The 16,360-nt window shown below is 71.6% G+C and carries 15 protein-coding genes; 8 read left to right on the top strand and 7 right to left on the bottom strand.

The genetic code is table 11. From position 1 onward, the window contains the following. Positions 1-2: 2 nt before the first annotated feature. Positions 3-770, bottom strand: a complete 768-nt coding sequence (locus DSC45_RS10115) for a metallophosphoesterase family protein (protein WP_119289304.1) — start codon at positions 768-770, stop codon at positions 3-5. A 305-nt stretch (positions 771-1,075) separates the two neighbouring features. Between DSC45_RS10115 and DSC45_RS10110 the strand changes: the two genes are divergently transcribed. Further along, positions 1,076-2,869, top strand: coding sequence for an AMP-dependent synthetase/ligase (locus tag DSC45_RS10110; protein WP_119289302.1), 1,794 nt, complete (start codon positions 1,076-1,078; stop codon positions 2,867-2,869). 75 nt (positions 2,870-2,944) lie between these two features. Here DSC45_RS10110 and DSC45_RS10105 read toward each other — a convergent pair whose 3' ends face one another. From DSC45_RS10105 to DSC45_RS10080, 6 genes are all read right to left on the bottom strand, one after another. Then, positions 2,945-4,087, bottom strand: a complete 1,143-nt coding sequence (locus DSC45_RS10105) for a glycosyltransferase family 4 protein (protein ID WP_119289300.1) — start codon at positions 4,085-4,087, stop codon at positions 2,945-2,947. Between the two features lie 60 nt (positions 4,088-4,147). After that, complete coding sequence (locus tag DSC45_RS10100) at positions 4,148-5,356, bottom strand: hypothetical protein (RefSeq protein WP_205571298.1); 1,209 nt, start codon at positions 5,354-5,356, stop codon at positions 4,148-4,150. 88 nt (positions 5,357-5,444) lie between these two features. Then, positions 5,445-6,464, bottom strand: coding sequence for a C40 family peptidase (locus DSC45_RS10095; protein ID WP_119289297.1), 1,020 nt, complete (start codon positions 6,462-6,464; stop codon positions 5,445-5,447). A 348-nt stretch (positions 6,465-6,812) separates the two neighbouring features. After that, positions 6,813-7,841 (bottom strand): C40 family peptidase, encoded by a 1,029-nt coding sequence (locus DSC45_RS10090; RefSeq protein WP_119289295.1) that lies wholly within the window; start codon positions 7,839-7,841, stop codon positions 6,813-6,815. A 268-nt stretch (positions 7,842-8,109) separates the two neighbouring features. After that, positions 8,110-9,471 (bottom strand): NYN domain-containing protein, encoded by a 1,362-nt coding sequence (locus DSC45_RS10085; protein ID WP_119289293.1) that lies wholly within the window; start codon positions 9,469-9,471, stop codon positions 8,110-8,112. 29 nt (positions 9,472-9,500) lie between these two features. Beyond that, a complete protein-coding gene (locus tag DSC45_RS10080; protein WP_119289291.1) occupies positions 9,501-9,740 on the bottom strand; it encodes a hypothetical protein in 240 nt (79 codons plus the stop codon). A 189-nt stretch (positions 9,741-9,929) separates the two neighbouring features. Here DSC45_RS10080 and DSC45_RS10075 point away from each other — a divergent pair, with 189 nt between their 5' ends. The 7 genes from DSC45_RS10075 to DSC45_RS10045 all read left to right on the top strand — a co-directional run bounded on the left by DSC45_RS10075 (position 9,930) and on the right by DSC45_RS10045 (position 16,360). Beyond that, entirely contained in the window at positions 9,930-10,757 is an 828-nt protein-coding gene (locus tag DSC45_RS10075; RefSeq protein ID WP_119289289.1) for a rhomboid family intramembrane serine protease, read from the top strand. Beyond that, on the top strand, positions 10,754-11,035 hold the full coding sequence (locus DSC45_RS10070) for an Lrp/AsnC family transcriptional regulator (protein ID WP_119289288.1): 282 nt from the start codon (positions 10,754-10,756) through the stop codon (positions 11,033-11,035). Before DSC45_RS10075 ends, DSC45_RS10070 begins: the two co-directional genes overlap by 4 nt. 130 nt (positions 11,036-11,165) lie before the next feature. Beyond that, positions 11,166-11,474, top strand: coding sequence for a small secreted hydrophilic protein (locus DSC45_RS10065; RefSeq protein WP_119289286.1), 309 nt, complete (start codon positions 11,166-11,168; stop codon positions 11,472-11,474). Further along, positions 11,437-12,960 carry a sensor histidine kinase gene (locus DSC45_RS10060; protein WP_162929192.1) on the top strand — a complete coding sequence of 508 codons (1,524 nt, stop codon included), beginning with the start codon at positions 11,437-11,439 and terminating at the stop codon, positions 12,958-12,960. The genes DSC45_RS10065 and DSC45_RS10060 overlap by 38 nt, the downstream gene beginning before the upstream one ends. After that, positions 12,957-13,625: a response regulator transcription factor gene (locus DSC45_RS10055; RefSeq protein WP_119289284.1), complete on the top strand. Its 669-nt coding sequence runs from the start codon at positions 12,957-12,959 to the stop codon at positions 13,623-13,625. Before DSC45_RS10060 ends, DSC45_RS10055 begins: the two co-directional genes overlap by 4 nt. Positions 13,626-13,734: 109 nt before the next feature. Next, positions 13,735-15,153, top strand: coding sequence for an SLC13 family permease (locus DSC45_RS10050; RefSeq protein ID WP_162929178.1), 1,419 nt, complete (start codon positions 13,735-13,737; stop codon positions 15,151-15,153). A 55-nt stretch (positions 15,154-15,208) separates the two neighbouring features. Next, the gene (locus tag DSC45_RS10045; RefSeq protein WP_119289282.1) at positions 15,209-16,360 is read left to right on the top strand and encodes a glycerate kinase family protein; all 1,152 of its coding nucleotides are present in this window, start codon (positions 15,209-15,211) and stop codon (positions 16,358-16,360) included.

The following is a 16,360-nucleotide window of genomic DNA, read 5'->3' as shown; positions in this document are numbered from 1 at the left end:
TGTCACCACTCCAGCGCCCACGGCCTGCCCGCCGAGGCGAAGTGTCCGACGTTCACGCACTCGGTCGCCCCGACCCGCATCCGGCGCACCAGCGGCTGATGGACGTGCCCGAAGAGCGCATAGCGCGGGCGGGTCCGCCGGATCGCCTCGAGCAGTGCCTTGCTGCCGCGTTCGAAACGGCGGGCCACCGTGTCGTAGACCAGTTCCGGCACCTCGGGCGGGATGTGGGTGCAGAGCACGTCGACCTCGCCGATCGCCTCGATCTTGGCCGCGTACTCCTCATCACTGATCTCGTACGGGGTGCGCATCGGGGTGCGCAGTCCGCCGCCGACGAAGCCGAAGACGAGACCGCCGATCTCGACCCGCTCGCCGTCCAGGACGGTGGTGCCCTCCTGGGCGTACTCGCTCCACAGTCCCGGGATGTCGACGTTGCCGTAGGTGGCGTACGTCGGCGTGGGGAAGACCGCGAAGAGTTCGGCGTACTGCTTGCGGACGGCTCGTTCGATGGCGCTCGCGCGGTCCGTCTCGATCGTCCCCCAGAGTTCGGCGCCGAGGACCCGGGCCTCCTCGAAGCGGCGGGCGGTGCGCAGTTCCACCAGACGGTCCGCGTTGTCGACGCCGAACAGGTCGGGGAAGATGCCTCGCGAATGGTCGGCGTAGTCGAGGAAAAGGACCAGGTCGCCGAGGCAGACCAGCGCGTCCGCGCCCTCGCCGGCCCGGGCGAGGTCCCGGGCGTTGCCGTGTACGTCGCTCACCACATGGACCCGCATGACCGTCAGCCTAGAACGGATGCGTCCACCAGTTAAGAGGCCCTGGACCTGCGGTTACTTCCGAGTCGCCGACGAAGGGGACTACTGTGCGCAAACGAACGCCATGGCGTGTGACACAAGGAACATCTGGCCGGACCCCCCTATCGAAAACGCGGTACCGGTGGGTAACGTCCGGGCAGTCCAGTCGTGCTCGGCCCTCTCGTAGCGCCCCCTGCCTCGATGAGTCCGAGCACCTGCCAGATCTTGGACCGCACCGTCGCATCGCACAGTGTCGTGGCGCCGGCGCCCAATGAGGAGCAGCAGTCTTGCGCGAGTTCAGCCTTCCGGCCTTGTACGAGGTCCCCGCGGACGGCAATCTGACCGACATCGTGCGCCGCAATGCCGCACAGCATCCGGATGTCGCCGTGATCGGCCGCAAGGTCGACGGCAGTTGGCAGGACGTGTCGGCGAAGGACTTCCTCGCCGAGGTCCACGCCGCCGCCAAGGGTCTGATCGCCTCCGGGGTCGAGGCGGGCGACCGGGTGGGCCTGATGTCGCGCACCAGATACGAGTGGACGCTCCTGGACTTCGCGATCTGGAGCGCCGGCGCGATCACCGTGCCGGTGTACGAGACGAGTTCGCCCGAGCAGATCCAGTGGATCCTCGGCGACTCCGGCGCCGTCGCCTGCCTGGTGGAGCTGGACACGCACGCCGCCGCCGTGGAGTCGGTACGCGACAGGCTGCCGGCCCTCGGCAACGTCTGGCAGATCGAGCGCGGTGGCATCGAGGAGCTCGGCCGTGCCGGAGCAGCCCTCAGCGACGAGACGGTCGACCAGCGCTCGTCGGTGGCCTGCGCCGACGATCCGGCCACCATCGTCTACACCTCGGGCACCACCGGCCGCCCCAAGGGCTGTGTGCTCACCCACCGCAGCTTCTTCGCGGAGTGCGGCAATGTCGTGGAGCGTCTGCGGCCGCTGTTCCGTACCGGTGAGTGCTCGGTGCTCCTGTTCCTGCCGCTGGCTCACGTCTTCGGCCGGCTGGTGCAGGTCGCGCCGATGATGGCGCCGATCAAGCTGGGCCACGTACCGGACATCAAGAACCTCACCGACGAGCTGGCCTCGTTCCGGCCGACCCTGATCCTGGGGGTGCCGCGGGTCTTCGAGAAGGTCTACAACTCGGCGCGCGCCAAGGCGCAGGCCGACGGCAAGGGCAAGATCTTCGACAAGGCCGCGGACACCGCGATCGCCTACAGCCGCGCGCTGGACTCCCCGTCCGGCCCGTCGCTCGGCCTCAAGATCAAGTACAAGACGTTCGACAAGCTCGTCTACTCCAAGCTGCGCGCGGTGCTCGGCGGCCGGGGCGAGTACGCGATCTCCGGCGGTGCCCCGCTCGGCGAGCGGCTCGGCCACTTCTTCCGCGGGATCGGCTTCACGGTCCTGGAGGGATACGGCCTCACCGAGTCGTGCGCGGCGACGGCGTTCAACCCGTGGGACCGCCAGAAGATCGGCACGGTGGGCCAGCCGCTGCCCGGTTCGGTGGTACGGATCGCCGACGACGGCGAGGTGCTGCTGCACGGCGAGCACCTTTTCACCGGGTACTGGAACAACGAGGCGGCGACCTCCGAGGCGCTCGCCGACGGCTGGTTCCACACCGGCGACCTCGGCACGCTCGACGCGGACGGCTATCTCGCGATCACCGGCCGCAAGAAGGAGATCATCGTCACGGCCGGCGGCAAGAACGTGGCCCCGGCGGTGCTCGAGGACCGGATCCGCGCCCATGCCCTGGTCGCCGAGTGCATGGTGGTCGGCGACGGCCGTCCCTTCATCGGTGCCCTGGTCACCCTGGACGACGAATTCCTCGGCCGGTGGGCGGAGGAGAACGGCAAGTCCGGCCGTACGGCGGCCGAACTGCGCGACGACCAGGACCTGCTCGCGACCGTGCAGTCCGCCATCGACGAAGGCAACGCGGCCGTCTCCAAGGCCGAGTCGGTGCGCAAGTTCCGTGTCCTGGCCGCCCAGTTCACGGAGGAGTCGGGCCATCTGACGCCGTCCCTGAAGCTCAAGCGCAATGTGGTCGCCAAGGACTACGCGGACGAGATCGAGGCCGTGTACCAAGCCTGACCGGTCTCGTCCGAAGGGTGAGGGGCTCGCGCCGGGCGCGAGCCCCTCACCCTTCGCATGGTCCGAAGCAGGCTGCTAGAGCAGCCCCTTGAGCTCCTCCGCCAGCAGGTCCCAGCGCCACTTCTCCTCGACCCAGGCGCGCCCTCGCTCCCCCATCCGGCGCCGCAGCTCCGGGTCCTGGAGCAGTGTCACGATCCGCTCGGCCGCCTCCGTGTGCTCGGCGCCGCGCACCACCCAGCCCGTCTCGCCGTCGAGCACCGCGTCCGGCGCACCGCCCGAGTCGCCCGCGACGACCGGCAGTCCGGTCGCCGAGGCCTCCAGATACACGATCCCGAGCCCCTCGACGTCGAGCCCGCCGCGCCGCGTTCGGCAGGGCATCGCGAAGACGTCACCGGCCCCGTAGTGGGCGGGCAGTTCGGCCCACGGCACGGCCCCGGTGAAACGCACCGAGTCGGCCACCGAGGTCTCCTCGGCCAGCTTGCGCAGCTCGCCCTCGTAGGGACCACCGCCGACGACGAGCAGTACGGCGTCGGGGACCTCGGCGAGGATCCGCGGCATCGCGCGGATCAGGGTGTCCTGGCCCTTGCGCGGTACGAGCCGCGAGACGCACACCACCACGGGCCGCTCGCTGAGGCCGAGCCGGGCCCGGACCGCGTCCCCGCCCGAGCCCGGGTGAAAGGTCTTCTCGTCGACGCCGGGCGGCAGTTGCACCATCCGGGCCGCCGCCTCGGGAGTCAGCGCGGCGGCGATACGGGAGCGGGTGTACTCGCCGAGATAGGTGATGGTGTCGGTCGACTCACCGATCCGGCGCAGGAGTTGCCGGGCGGCCGGCAGTTGGGCCCAGCCCGCCTCGTGGCCGTGGGTGGTGGCGACGAGCCGCTCGGCGCCGGCCCGGCGCAGCGCAGGCGCCATCAGGCCGAGCGGGGCCGCGGCCCCGAACCACACGGAGGTACAGCCGTGTTCGCGCAGCAGCGCGGTGGCCCGCCGGGTGACCCGCGGGGTCGGCAGCAGCATCGTGGTGCGGTCCCGTACGACGGTGAAGGGCTGCTCCGCGTCGAAGGCCGCGGTCGCCTCGGCGCCCTCGCGGCCGCGCTTCCAGGTGGAGGCGTAGACGACGATACGGGCGGGGTCCAGGCGCAGCGCCATGTTGTGCAGGAAGGCCTGGATGCCGCCGGGCCGGGGCGGGAAGTCGTTGGTCACGATCAGGGTCTTGTGCATCGCCGCCGACAGTACCGAACGGCCGGGCGCCGGGCGACGACGGCGGATCGAGGACTGTCGCTACCGAACCTGCCCGCGCACGTACTCGCGCCAGCGTGCGGTGAAGTCCTGCGGTGTGGTGTCCAGAACGTCCCGCAGGGCGTGCTCGACGGCGTCGCCCTTGCTCCTGGCCCGGCTGTCGCCGACCGCACGGTAGAAGTCGAGGAGCTCGGACTCGCCCCAACGCTCGGCGATCATGCGGCAGGCGAGCCAGCCGCCCTCGTAGGCCCTGGCGAGCGCTTCGGGGTCGTCCTCGAAGCCGAAGTCGTCGTCGGCGGGCAGCGCCTCGGGCACCTCGCCGCGCTCGACGGCGTCCTTCGTCTCGGGTGCGGCCTGCGCCGCGCCCCGTCCGGAGCCTCGATAGCCGACCCAGTCCGCGAAGCCCTCGGAGAGCCACATCGGCGTGGTTTTCGAGGTGGCGGCGCGGGTGGCCACATGCGTCGTCTCGTGGGTGAGGACGACCTGCCGGCCGAACGAACCGAGTACGTCGAAGGCGTCGGGATTGAGCACGACGCGGTCCGCGGGCGCCCGGTCCGCCCCGCCCGTCTCCCCCGTGGTGACCGCGGCGATCCCCCGGTACCCGGCTGCGGGCGCGCCGAGCAGGTCCCCCATGTCGTCCAGCGACTCCGGTACCAGGATCACCACCCGGCCCGGCCAGTCCCGCCCCCAGGCGTCCTGCACGGCCGGTACCGCACGGTCGGCGAGGTCCGCGTACTCCCGGAGCTTCGCGCGGGACCGGCCGACGCCGAGCACCAGGCTGTGCCGTCCGGTCACCGAGACCACGTCGCCCTGTTCCCAGAGCTGCTCCCCCGCGTCCTTGCCGGCCCGCTCGTCGGCCACGTACCAGCGGTCCGCGCGGCGGTCCAGGCGCAGCGTGCGCTGCACCGTGACGGGGGCGCGGTCGTAGCCGCCGATCCGGAAGCTCAGCTCCACCCCGGCGGTGGCGTGCGCGCCGGACCGCTCGAGATCCGTCAGGCGGTACTTCCACGCGCTGAGCGGCACCTGCCCGACCCGGTCGAACTCGCCGCCCGAGGCCTTGCCCGGCGCCTGCGTGGCCCGGTAGGCCCGCGCGTCCCGGTCGACCACGGCCTCGGCCCGTCGGTCGAGCAGCGCCTGCACCTCGTCGTGCGCGCCGTCGTCGGGGGCCGGCGCCTGGCAGGAGGCGACGCCGAGCAGCGCGGCGAGGCACAGCCCCGCCACCGCACGTCTGCTCCCCTGTCGGCCCGCCACCGTATCGATCGTACGAGGTGGTGGCGGGTGGGCGCCGCCCCTCGGTCGGCCCGGGACCCGCGTCACCCGAGCGAGGGCCGCTCCGGGGTCAGACGCGGGTGACCGACGACACCGGCATCATGCCGACCGGGTCGTAGCGCACCGATGCTCCCGGGTGCGGGGCGTGCACGACCTGGCCGTCGCCCACGTACATGCCGATGTGGCTGGCGTCGTCCCGGTAGGCGACCAGATCGCCGGGCTGTGCCTGGCCGAGCGGGACCTGGCGGCCCGCGTACCGCTGCGCCTGCGAGGTCCGCGGCAGGCTGACCCCTGCCTGCGCGTACGCCCACTGGGTGAGGCCCGAACAGTCGAAGCCCGACGGCCCGTTGGCGCCCCAGACGTACGGACGGCCGACGGCCTGCCTGGCCGCCGCGAGAGCCGCGGCCGCGCGGGAGGAGGCTGCGGCGCCCGAGGGGCCCGCGAGTTCGCCGCCCGCACCGTCCTCGAAGGCCGCACGCTCCGAGGCGGGCAGCGAGTTGAGCAGCCGCTGAGCAGCGGCGAGTTTGCTCTTCACACCGCGCTTGTGGCGGGCCACGGACGCCCGTGCCTTCACCAGGTCGCCGAGGACGCGCTCGGCCTCGGCGCGCTCCTGGGCCAGCGAGCGCTGGGCGCGCTGGAGTTCGGTGAGTTCACCGGCCTGCCGGAACGTGATCCGGTCCAGGGTGGAAGCCTTGTCGAGGTAGTCGTCGGGATCGTCGGAGAGCAGCAGGGCCAGCGAGGGGTCGATTCCGCCGGACCGGTACTGGGAACCCGCCAGAGAACCGAGCGCGCCCCGCATGGTGTTGATCCGGGACTGCCCCCTGGCGACCCGGTCCTGCAGCCGGCTCACCTGGCCGCGCAGTCCGTCGGCCCGCTCGTCGGCCTTGTTGTAGGCCTCGGTGGCCCGCTCCGCCTCGGTGTGCAGGCGGTCGACCTTCGCCTTGGTGGCGTCGGCTCCGCCATCCGGTTCGGCGATCGCGGGTACGGCGCCGAAGGCCGCCGCGACGGTGGCCGCCGCCGTGGACACGACGGTGATGCGGGTACTGCGGTCGAGGCCGCGATGGTGCGCGGTCCGGCGATGGAACGCCACGGGTGGCCGCTCCCTTCCCCTGACAGGTCCCCCGCCAGTCGGGGGCAATCAGCGGCAGACAGTAGCCGGGGGAAGGTCGTGGCGGCGCCGGGCCGCGCCGGTCCGGGCGGCCGGTCCGGGTGTGACGGCGCAGGTCGCAGGCGGGGAACGGGAGTTGACGCGGCAGCGGTGAATTCGCCCGTTCGGACGGCACCGTGGCGACCTGTTCGGTCACTTGTGCGCCGGGTGCCGCGCGGTCGGGTGCCGGGCGCCGGGGTGGCCGAACCGGCGCCGCAGACCAGGCAGTTCGGCCCGGGAACGACGAAACCCGGGGCCGTCTCGCGACAACCCCGGGCTCCGGCGGATGAATCAGATACGCACGCCGAACATGTACGGCATGTTGTTGATCGACTCGTAGCGCACGCTGGCACCGGGCTTCGGGGCGTGCAGCACCTGGCCGTTGCCCGCGTAGAAGCCGACGTGGTGCATGTCGCCGTAGAAGATCACCAGGTCGCCGGGCTGCAGGGCGCTCTGCGAGGAGATCCGCGTACCGGCGTTCGCCTGGTCCTGCGAGATGCGCGGGATGGAGACACCGGCCTGGCCGAAGGCCCAGGAGGTGAGGCCCGAGCAGTCGAAGGAGCTGGGGCCGGTCGCACCGTAGACGTACGGCGAACCGATCTTGCCCTTGGCCGCGGCGAGTGCTGCGGCGCCCCGGTTGGAGGCCGGCTTCTCGTTGCCCAGGTCCGCGCGGTCCGCGCTGTCCCGGCTCGCCCGGGTCTCCTGGTCGGCGAGCGCCTGACGCTCTTCGGCGGTCAGGGAGTTGAGGAGGCGCTGGGCGTCGGAGAGCTTGCCCTGGACCTGCTTCTTCTTCTTGCCGAGCTCCTTGCGGGTCTCGGCCAGGTCCCCGAGCTTGTCGGAGGCTTCCTTGCGCTGCTGCGCGAGGGTGCGCTGCTTCGACTGGATCTTCTTGAGCGCCTCGGCCTGCTTGCCCGTCAACTGATCGAGGGCAGAGGCCTTGTCGAGGTACGTGTCCGGGTCGGAGGACAGGAACAGCTGCACCGACGGGTCGATTCCGCCGGAGCGGTACTGGGCGCTGGCCAGCGAACCCAGGCCCGACCGCAGGTCGTTGAGATCGCTCTGGCCGCGGGCGACCTTGTCCTGCAGCTCGTCGATGCTCTCCTCGAGCTGCTCCTGCGTCTCCTTGGCCCCGTTGTACTGCTCGGTGGCCTTCTCCGCCTGCGTGTAGAGCTTGTCGACCTTGGCCTTGACTTCCTTCTTGCTCGGCTTCGGATCCGCGTGGGCGGACTGGGCCGTAAGTGCCACGGCAGCGGCGGCGGTCGCGGTGAGCACGGTCACGCGGGTGCGGCTCGGCTGCTTGGGTCGACGGTGGGACGCCACGAAGGCGAGCTCCTTCTTCCTCCAGCCGCCTACCGAAATACCCGGTGGGCGGGCCTCCACCGATACCCCGGATGGGTGATCAACCGAGCGGAGGTTCGAGCCGACCTTAGTGATGGACTTGTGATCGTTCAAATCCCCACAGAGAAAATCTCGCCCCACGCGAGCATTCTTTACTCACAACCCACAAGCAGTGACGACCGATTGACGCTACGTCCCTCACCATGCACATCAAATCGGGCATATGTCACAGGAGTTTCCCAACTCCCTGTTAGTTCCGCGAAAGCCGCTTCAGGAGCACCACGGACGCCACCGGCCGCGCACCGGCGCGCGCGATGCCGTCGGCGACCTCCCGGTCGGTGGAGACGACCGTCACCGGGCGGCCGGGCGGCTCGGCCCGTACCAGCTGCCGGATCAACTCGTCCGCCGTGACTCCCGGCTTGGAGAACAGCACCCGCACCCCGCGCGGCGGCGCGAGCAGGACGGGCGCGGCCAGTTCGGCCCCGTCGAAGACGCAGGTGACCTCGGCGCCCGTCTGCGCCGCGAGCCCGGAGAGCCCGCCGAGCAGGCGCAGCCGCTGCTTCTCCAACGGCATCGTGGGGTAGCCGGTCTTGGTGACGTTGTAGCCGTCGACGACGAGGTGCGCCTGGGGCAGCGCCAGCAACTGGTCCAGGATCGCCGGATCGTGCTCGGACAGGGCGCGGGCCGCGATGTCCTTGGGAGACATCCGGCCGGGCTCGACCGCGTCGACCGTCTCCGCGGGCCGCACCGAGACCGGCGGCAGGGCGAGTTCGCGCCGCAGCCCCTGGGAGGCCTCGAGCACAGTGTCGAGCAGCAGCCGGACCCGCATGTCCTCTATGGAGCGGCCCTCGCGCACCGCCTTGCGGCTGGCCTCGAGCGCCGCCTCGGCCTCGCTGAGCCGGGTCTTGAGCCGCCGGCTCTCGCTCTCCGCGGCCGACACCCGGCTCTGCCCGTCGGTGCGTACGGCCTCGGTCTCCGCGGAGGCCTTGCGCAGCGCGGCCTCGCCGCGCCTGATGTCGCTGTGGGCGGCGCGGAGCTTGCGGTGCAGGGACTCGGCCTCCTTGCGCGCAGCGTCCAGCTCGGCGCGCAGGCGGTCGGTGTCGGCCTTGGCCGTCGACCGTGCCTCGGCCAGATCGGTGCGCAGCTGCTGGAGTTCGGCCCTGGTCTCGTCCTCGGCACGCTCGGCGTCGGCCCGCTCGGCCTCCTCGCCGGCGGCGGCCACGAGCTTGACCCATCCCGGCGGGCGCAGCACGTACGCGGCGGCCGCCACGTCCAGCGGGTCGGCGGCCGGTGGCGGGGTGCCGGCGTCGAGGGCGGCGGCGAGTTCGGCCTGGGCCTCCTTGAGGCGTTCGCCGATGCGCTGACGGAACAGCGCGTCGCTCTCCACGGCCGCAGCCATCGCGTTGCCCGCGAACTTCAGCCGGCGGTTCGGGGTGAAGCGGGCGTACTGCCGTAGCTGGGCGGGCAGTTCGGAGACGGTGAGGCCGCCGAAGCCGTCCGAGACGATCCCCACGACACGGCGGCGCACGCCTTCGGGCAGCGGGCGGTCGAGCGACTCGGCCGCTTCACCGGCCGCGTCGGCCGGCTCGGCACCGTTCGACGCCTCCACTATCCGTCACCCCACTACTGTGGCCGACTCGCTCAGGAGCCGGCGCCCGGCCTGTCCACGAGTTCCACCTGGTTCTCGGCGTTGCACCAGCGGCAGCGCACCGACTCGATGGTCTCACTGACCACGTCGCGCTCCTCGACCTTGGGCTCACCGGCCAGGTCGAGATGTACGTACTCCACAACCTTCGACGAACGGGTCACGTCGAAACGCGTGAGATTGCCGCAGAGCGCACAGCGCCAGCGGGTTTCGGCGGTCGGCTGGGGAACCGTCATCGTGGCGGTACGCCTTTCTCGTGTGCACGCGCCCGTGCCCGGCGCATGCCCTGATGTGTCTCTTCCACTCCCCGGAGCCCGCGGAGTCCTTCAACCCTACGGCCTGCCGGAACGCCCCGCGGCCCGCTCCCGAACCACCCCGGCGAGGCGCGAAGGCCCCGTCACTCCCTTTACGTCAGGATCTGTCCCATGAGCGGCTGGCGGGGCAGGCGGGGACGGCACGGGGACGTGGGGGGCGACTCCTCCGGGAGCGGCGACGGGAACACGGCCAGGGCGGCGCTCGGCCGGCTGCTCCGCGGCCAGGGCCCCTCGGTGACGTACGGACTGATCGCCGCCTGCTGCGCGGTCTTCCTGCTGTCCCCCGTCTCCGGCTTCAACCCGGTGTACGGCACCGGCGACGAGCTTCTCGCCGCCCAGCGCGCCCACTTCGCCCGCTGGGGCGTGATCCCCGCCGAGCTGCTCAGCGGCTCGCCGCGCGCCGCGGTGACCCCGCTCACCGCCCTGTTCGTGCACGGCAGCTGGGTGCACCTGCTCGGCAACCTGCTCTTCCTGTACGTCTTCGGGGCGATGGTCGAAGAGCGCCTCGGGCATCTGCGATTCGCCCTGTTCTACCTGGTCAGCGGGGGCCTGGCGCTGCTCGGCTTCGCGGTCGCCGACGCAAGCTCGCGCGAGACCCTGGTCGGCGCCTCGGGAGCGATCTCCGCGGTGCTCGGCGCGTTCCTGTGGCTCTTCCCGAGCGCCCGGGTGACCAGCCTCTTCCCGTTCCTCTTCTTCCTGCCGCTGCGCTTTCCCGCCTGGCTGGTCCTGCCGTTCTGGGCGTGCCTGCAGTGGCTGGCCGCGCAGCGCGAGACCAGTGGCCCCGGTGTGGCGTATCTCGCGCACCTGCTCGGCTTCGCCCTCGGCTTCCTCTACGCGTGGGTCCGCTGCCCGACGAGGGACGGTCCCGTCGGAGGTGTCGGCAGGAGAGCTAAGGTGAAGCGGCAAACCGTGGCGACCGAGGGAGACAGTCAGCCGTGATCACCGCGATCGTGCTCATCAAGACCAGCGTGGACCGCATCCCCGAGATCGCCGAGTCGATCGCCTCGCTCGAGAACGTCAGCGAGGTGTTCTCCGTGACCGGCACCTACGACCTGATCGCCATGGTGCGGGTACCACGCCACGACGATCTGGCCGATGTGATCCCGGGCCGGATCAGCAAGATCGCCGGTGTGGAGGGCACGGACACCCACGTCGCGTTCCGTACGTACTCCCAGCACGACCTGGAGGCGGCGTTCGCGATCGGCCTCGACTCCTGAACCGTACGGCTCCATCGCGTGGCGGGGTCCGTCGGTCACCGGAGGGCCGCCGGACCCGCACACCGCGGATGAGGACTTCTTCATCCGCTGCTCATGCTGGATCTCCCCTTCGCGCCCCAGTCTTGCCGTCATGGCCTTCTCGCATCGCATCGCGGCGCTAGCCGCCGTCGTGGCGATCCCCCTCGGTATCGCCGCCACGAGCTACGCCCTCACCGACAGCCCCGAGACCCCGAAAGTGCCGCCCAAGGTGGAACTGGAGGAATCACCCTCCGGCCCGGCGGACCGCACGACCAAGGACCCGGCCCCCAGTGACGAGGTCGTCTCCCCGCCCCCGGTGACCGACGAGCCTTCGGGCGACGACGATGACGACACGACCGGCGGCGACTCGACCTCGGATGATGATGACGACAACGGCGCCGACGACAGGGACGACGGCTGAGCCTGTGCCCCGCCGCCTCTCCGCCCGCGTCCGCATCCTGCTCTGGCTGCTCCTCGTGATGGCCGTCGCGCTCGCGGCGGTCGCCACCACCACCCGCTCCATCCTCGGGCGCGACACCGACCACCGGGTCGCGCGGCTGCTCGCCCAGGAGGCGAGCGAATTCACCAACTTCGAGCGCCAGGGCGTCGACCCCGAGACCGGTCAGCGCTTCACCGATCCCGACCGGCTGCTACGGCTCTTCCTGCAGCGCCAGTACGCCGACTCCGACGAGGAGTTGATGGGTCTGGTCGCCCGCACCGGCCGGGACCCGGCCAAGCTCGTACAGCAGCGGGACATACCGGCCGCGCTGCCGCTGCACAAGGACGCTGCGGCCCGCCGCGCCATCTTCGCCTCCGACGACCCCGCCGGCACCCTGCACCGCCCGCAGGGCGAGATCCGCTGGGCCAAGGTCGAGGTGGCCCGGCACGGCGGCGATCCCGAGGCCGCCTTCGTCGTCGCCTTCCACCCGGGCCGCGAACAGGACAAGGCCGACGAGGTGTTCCGGATCCTGCTCGCGATATCGGGGGTGGCCCTGCTCATGACGACCGGCATCGGCTGGGTCGTCGCCGGCCGCATCCTCAAGCCCGTACGCCTGGTGCGGACCGCCGCCGCGCAGCTCACCGAGCAGGATCTGACCCGGCGGATACCGGTGCAGGGCAAGGACGACATCGCCGCGCTCGCCGAGACGTTCAACGGCATGCTGGACCGCCTGGAGCGGGCCTTCGCCGCCCAGCGCGAGTTCGTCGACGACGCCGGCCACGAACTGCGTACGCCCATCACGATCGTGCGCGGGCATCTGGAACTGATGGGCGACGATCCCGCCGAACGCGAGGAGACCGTGCGGCTCGTCACCGACGAGCTGGACCGGATGAGCCGCATCGTCGAGGACCTGCTGCTGCTCGCGAAGGCCGAGCGGCCCGACTTCGTCACCCCCGAGCCCGTACAGCTCGCCGAGTTGACCGCGGATGTCTTCGTCAAGGCCAGGACGCTGGGCGACCGCGACTGGAAGCTGGCCGAGGTCGCCGACCGCGAGGTGCGCGTCGATGCCCAGCGCATCACGCAGGCCATGGTGCAGCTCGCGCAGAACGCGGTGCAGCACACCACCCAGGGCCGGACCGTCCGGATCGGCTCGCGCGCCGCGGCCCACCGGATCGAGCTGTACGTGGCGGACACCGGACCCGGGGTGCAGCCGCAGGACGTGGACGTGATCTTCGAACGGTTCCGACGCGGCACCGCCCGCCGTGGTGCCCGCGGGAGCACCGGAGCGGGCCTCGGCCTGTCCATCGTGCGCGCCATCGCCGACGGCCACCGGGGCCGGGTGAGCCTGCGTACCACCCAGGGCGGTGGAGCCACCTTCGCCCTCGACCTGCCGGAGCACCCGGAGGCGGCCGAGCGCCCGGAGAAGCCGGAGAAGCCGGAGAAGCAGAACAGAGAGGACGACCGGTGAACCGCATCCTGATCGTGGAGGACGAGGAACGCATCGCCTCCTTCGTCGAGAAGGGCCTGCGGGCCAACGGCTTCACGACCACGGTCGTCGGCGACGGTGACGAGGCGTACGACTACGCGGTCACCGGCGGCTTCGACCTGATGGTGCTCGACATCGGCCTGCCCGGCCGGGACGGCTTCACGGTACTCAGACAGCTGCGCGAGGACCGCGTGACGGTACCGGTGATCGTTCTGACGGCCCGCGATTCCGTACGCGACACGGTGGCCGGCCTCGAGGGCGGCGCGGACGACTGGATGACCAAGCCGTTCCGCTTCGAGGAGCTGCTCGCCCGGGTGCGCCTCAGGCTGCGCACCGCGGCCCGCGCACCCGAGGTCACCGTGCTGCGCAACGGGCCGCTGGCGCTGGATCTGCGGACCCGCAGGGCCCGTGTCGACGACCGCCTCGTCGACCTCACGGCCCGGGAGTTCGTCCTGCTCGAGCTGTTCCTGCGCCATCCGGGCCAGGTGCTGTCCCGCGAACAGATCCTGTCCCACGTCTGGGGCTACGACTTCGATCCCGGGTCGAACATCGTGGATGTCTACGTACGGGCGCTGCGCAAGAAGCTCGGCGCCGAACGGGTGGATACGGTCCGCGGCATGGGCTACCGGCTGCCGGCCGGAGACTGACCGGCTCGGCGTCGTCCGGGCGGGCCCTGCCCGGATGACGCCGGGTCGGTGAACTTCCTTTCATGAGGGCCTCATTCAGCGCTCACGGCCGGCCCGAAGACTGCGTGGCGTGACACTGAATCTCCGGCAGACGGCAACCCTCTGCGTGGCTCTGAGCATCTGCGCGCTGCTGCTCGTGCCCGGGAACTTCCCCGAGCTGAGCGGCCAGGCCCGGCTCACCCTGGGTGTCTTCACGCTCGCCACCTGCGCCTGGATCGCCACCCCGATCGACGACACGTACATCGCGCTGGGTGCGGGGCTCGCCCTGACGGCTACCGGGGTGATCAGCAGCGAGACCCTGTTCGGCACTCTGGGCGACGAGACGGTGTGGTTGCTGATCTGCGCGTTCGTGCTCGCCGCGGCGGTGGCGCGCACCGGACTCGCGGGACGGGCGGCGGCCTTCCTGGTGAGCGGGGCCCGTTCGGTGCGTCAGCTGACGCATCTGACGACGGCGGCGCTCGTGGTCACCGCCTTTGCCGTACCGGCGACTTCGGGCCGGGCCGCGCTCGCGCTGCCGGTGTTCCTGGCCCTCGCCAAGGTGCTGGCCGGCCGCCGGCGTCTGGTGGTGATGCTGGCCCTGCTCTTCCCGACGGTGATCCTGTTGTCCGCGGTGGCGACACTGATCGGTGCGGGCGCGCATCTCATCACGGTGTCCGTGCTGTGGGAGGCGACCGGCGACCGTATCGGCTTCACCCAGTGGCTGCTGCTCGGCTTGCCGCTCGCCGTCGTCTCGTCCCATCTGGCCGCCGAGGTCGTGTTGTGGACGACGACGAAGCGGGAGGACCGGCGCGGGCCGGTGACGATCACGGCCGAGCAGATCCAGGAGCACAGCGACCGGCCGGTCACCGGACCGCTCGCCCAGGACGAGACGCGCTGCGCACTGCTGCTCGCCACCGTCGTCGCCCTGTGGTGCAGCGAGCCGCTGCACCAGGTGCCGCCCGCGGTGGTCGCGCTGATCGGCGCGGTCGTCGCGGCCTCCCCCGCGCTCGGCACCGTACGCCTCAAGGACGCGCTGAAGACGGTGCCTTGGGCGCTGCTGCTCTTCATGGCCGCGACGATGGCCATGGGCGTCGCACTCGCGGAGTCCGGGGCGGCGAAGTGGCTGGTCTCGCATCTGCCGGGTTCGCTGCCGCCCTGGGTGTTCCTGGCCTCCGTGATCGCGATCAGTACGGCCGCGCATCTGGTGCTGCAGTCCCGTTCGGCGCGGTCCTCGGTGCTCGTACCGCTGGTGGTGGCGGCCGCGATCGGCGCCGGCGTGAATCCGGTGGCCGCAGCCCTCGCCTCCACGGCGGCGGCCGGCTTCTGCCACACGCTGCCCGCCTCCGCGAAGCCGGTCACGCTCTTCGCCGAGATACCCGGTACGCCCACGTACACGTCCGCCGACCTGCTGCGGATGTCCGCACTGCTCGCGCCGCTGACCGCCGTCCTGGTGCTGCTCTTCGCCCTGGCGGTGTGGCCGCTGCTCGGTGTTCCGGTGCTCGCGCCGTAGCGCCCTCGTTCTGCCCGACCGCCCCACGTACCGTGCCCCTGAAGGGAATTCGAGCATGCTGACTCGATTCGTCGTCGCCCCGAGCGGTTTCAAGGAGTCGCTCTCCGCACAGGCCGCCGCCGCGGCCATCGCCGAGGGGGTACGCCGGGTCGTCCCGGACGCCGAGGTCGATCTGATCCCTCTGGTGGACGGCGGTGAGGGAACGGCCGAGACGCTGGCCGCTGCCGCCGGCGGACGGCTCGTCGAGCAATCGGCCACCGGTCCGGTCGGACAGCCGGTAGCCACCCACTTCGCGCTGCTCGACGCGGACACCGCGGTCGTGGAGATGGCGGCGGTGGCCGGACTGTCTCTCGTTCCGCGGGAGTTGCGCGACCCGGGCGCCACCACCACGCACGGCGTGGGCGAACTGATCCGAGCGGCCCTCGACTTCGGGGCCCGCCGCATCCTGGTCGGCTGCGGCGACTCGGGTACGTCCGACGGCGGCGCCGGCGCGCTGCAGGCACTCGGCGCCCGGCTCCTCACCGCCGACGGCACGGAACTCCCGTACGGCGGGAGCCGATTGAGCTCCCTGGCGCGGATCGACTCCTCGGGCCTCGACCCGCGCCTGGCCGGCACGGACCTCGAGGTCGCCTGCAACCCCTACAACGTGCTGTGCGGCCCGCGCGGAGTCGCCCGCGTCTTCGGCCCGCAGAAGGGCGCGACCCCCGCCCAGGTCGAGGAGCTCTCGGCCGCACTCGACCACTGGGCCGCCGTGCTGCGCCGTGACCTGCCCACGGATACCGATCTGCGTCTGGGCAGCGGCACCGGCGCCTCCGGTGGTCTCGGTGCGGGGCTCGCGGCTCTCGGCGCCCGGCTCCGCCCACGTTTCGACGTACTCCTCGACCATCTCGACCTGGACGCCCGGCTTGCCCGCGCCGATCTGGTGCTCACCGCGGAGGGCGCGCTCGACCACCAGACGCCACGCGGCAAGGTGCCCGCCGAGGTGGCCCGCCGCGCCAAGCTCTCCGGGCGTCCGGTCCTGGTCCTTGCGGGCACCATCGGCGAAGGGGCGCACCACGTCGAGGCGTCGGGCGTCGACGCGTACAGCTCGATCCTGCCCGCGCCGGTCTCGCTGCACGAAGCGCTCGGCCGGGGCGCGGAGTTCCTCACCGACGCGACCGAACGCGCGCTGAGGATGGTCCAGTTGGGCGCGCGCCTGGCCGCGTAG

The organism is Streptomyces sp. YIM 130001 (genome assembly GCF_003574445.1).
Classification (GTDB): Bacteria; Actinomycetota; Actinomycetes; order Streptomycetales; family Streptomycetaceae; genus Streptomyces.
The sequence above is the reverse complement of the archived record's forward strand: the minus strand, read 5'-3'. Positions and strand labels throughout refer to the sequence as shown.

Bases quoted from the DNA above. Each gene is read 5' to 3' on its own strand.
- DSC45_RS10045 (WP_119289282.1), top strand. From the start codon at position 15,209: ATGCTGACTCGATTCGTCGTCGCCCCGAGCGGTTTCAAGGAGTCGCTC.
- DSC45_RS10115 (WP_119289304.1), bottom strand. From the start codon at position 770: ATGCGGGTCCATGTGGTGAGCGACGTACACGGCAACGCCCGGGACCTC.
- DSC45_RS10060 (WP_162929192.1), top strand. From the start codon at position 11,437: ATGACGACAACGGCGCCGACGACAGGGACGACGGCTGAGCCTGTGCCC.
- DSC45_RS10065 (WP_119289286.1), top strand. From the start codon at position 11,166: ATGGCCTTCTCGCATCGCATCGCGGCGCTAGCCGCCGTCGTGGCGATC.
- DSC45_RS10080 (WP_119289291.1), bottom strand. From the start codon at position 9,740: ATGACGGTTCCCCAGCCGACCGCCGAAACCCGCTGGCGCTGTGCGCTC.
- DSC45_RS10075 (WP_119289289.1), top strand. From the start codon at position 9,930: ATGAGCGGCTGGCGGGGCAGGCGGGGACGGCACGGGGACGTGGGGGGC.
- DSC45_RS10105 (WP_119289300.1), bottom strand. From the start codon at position 4,087: ATGCACAAGACCCTGATCGTGACCAACGACTTCCCGCCCCGGCCCGGC.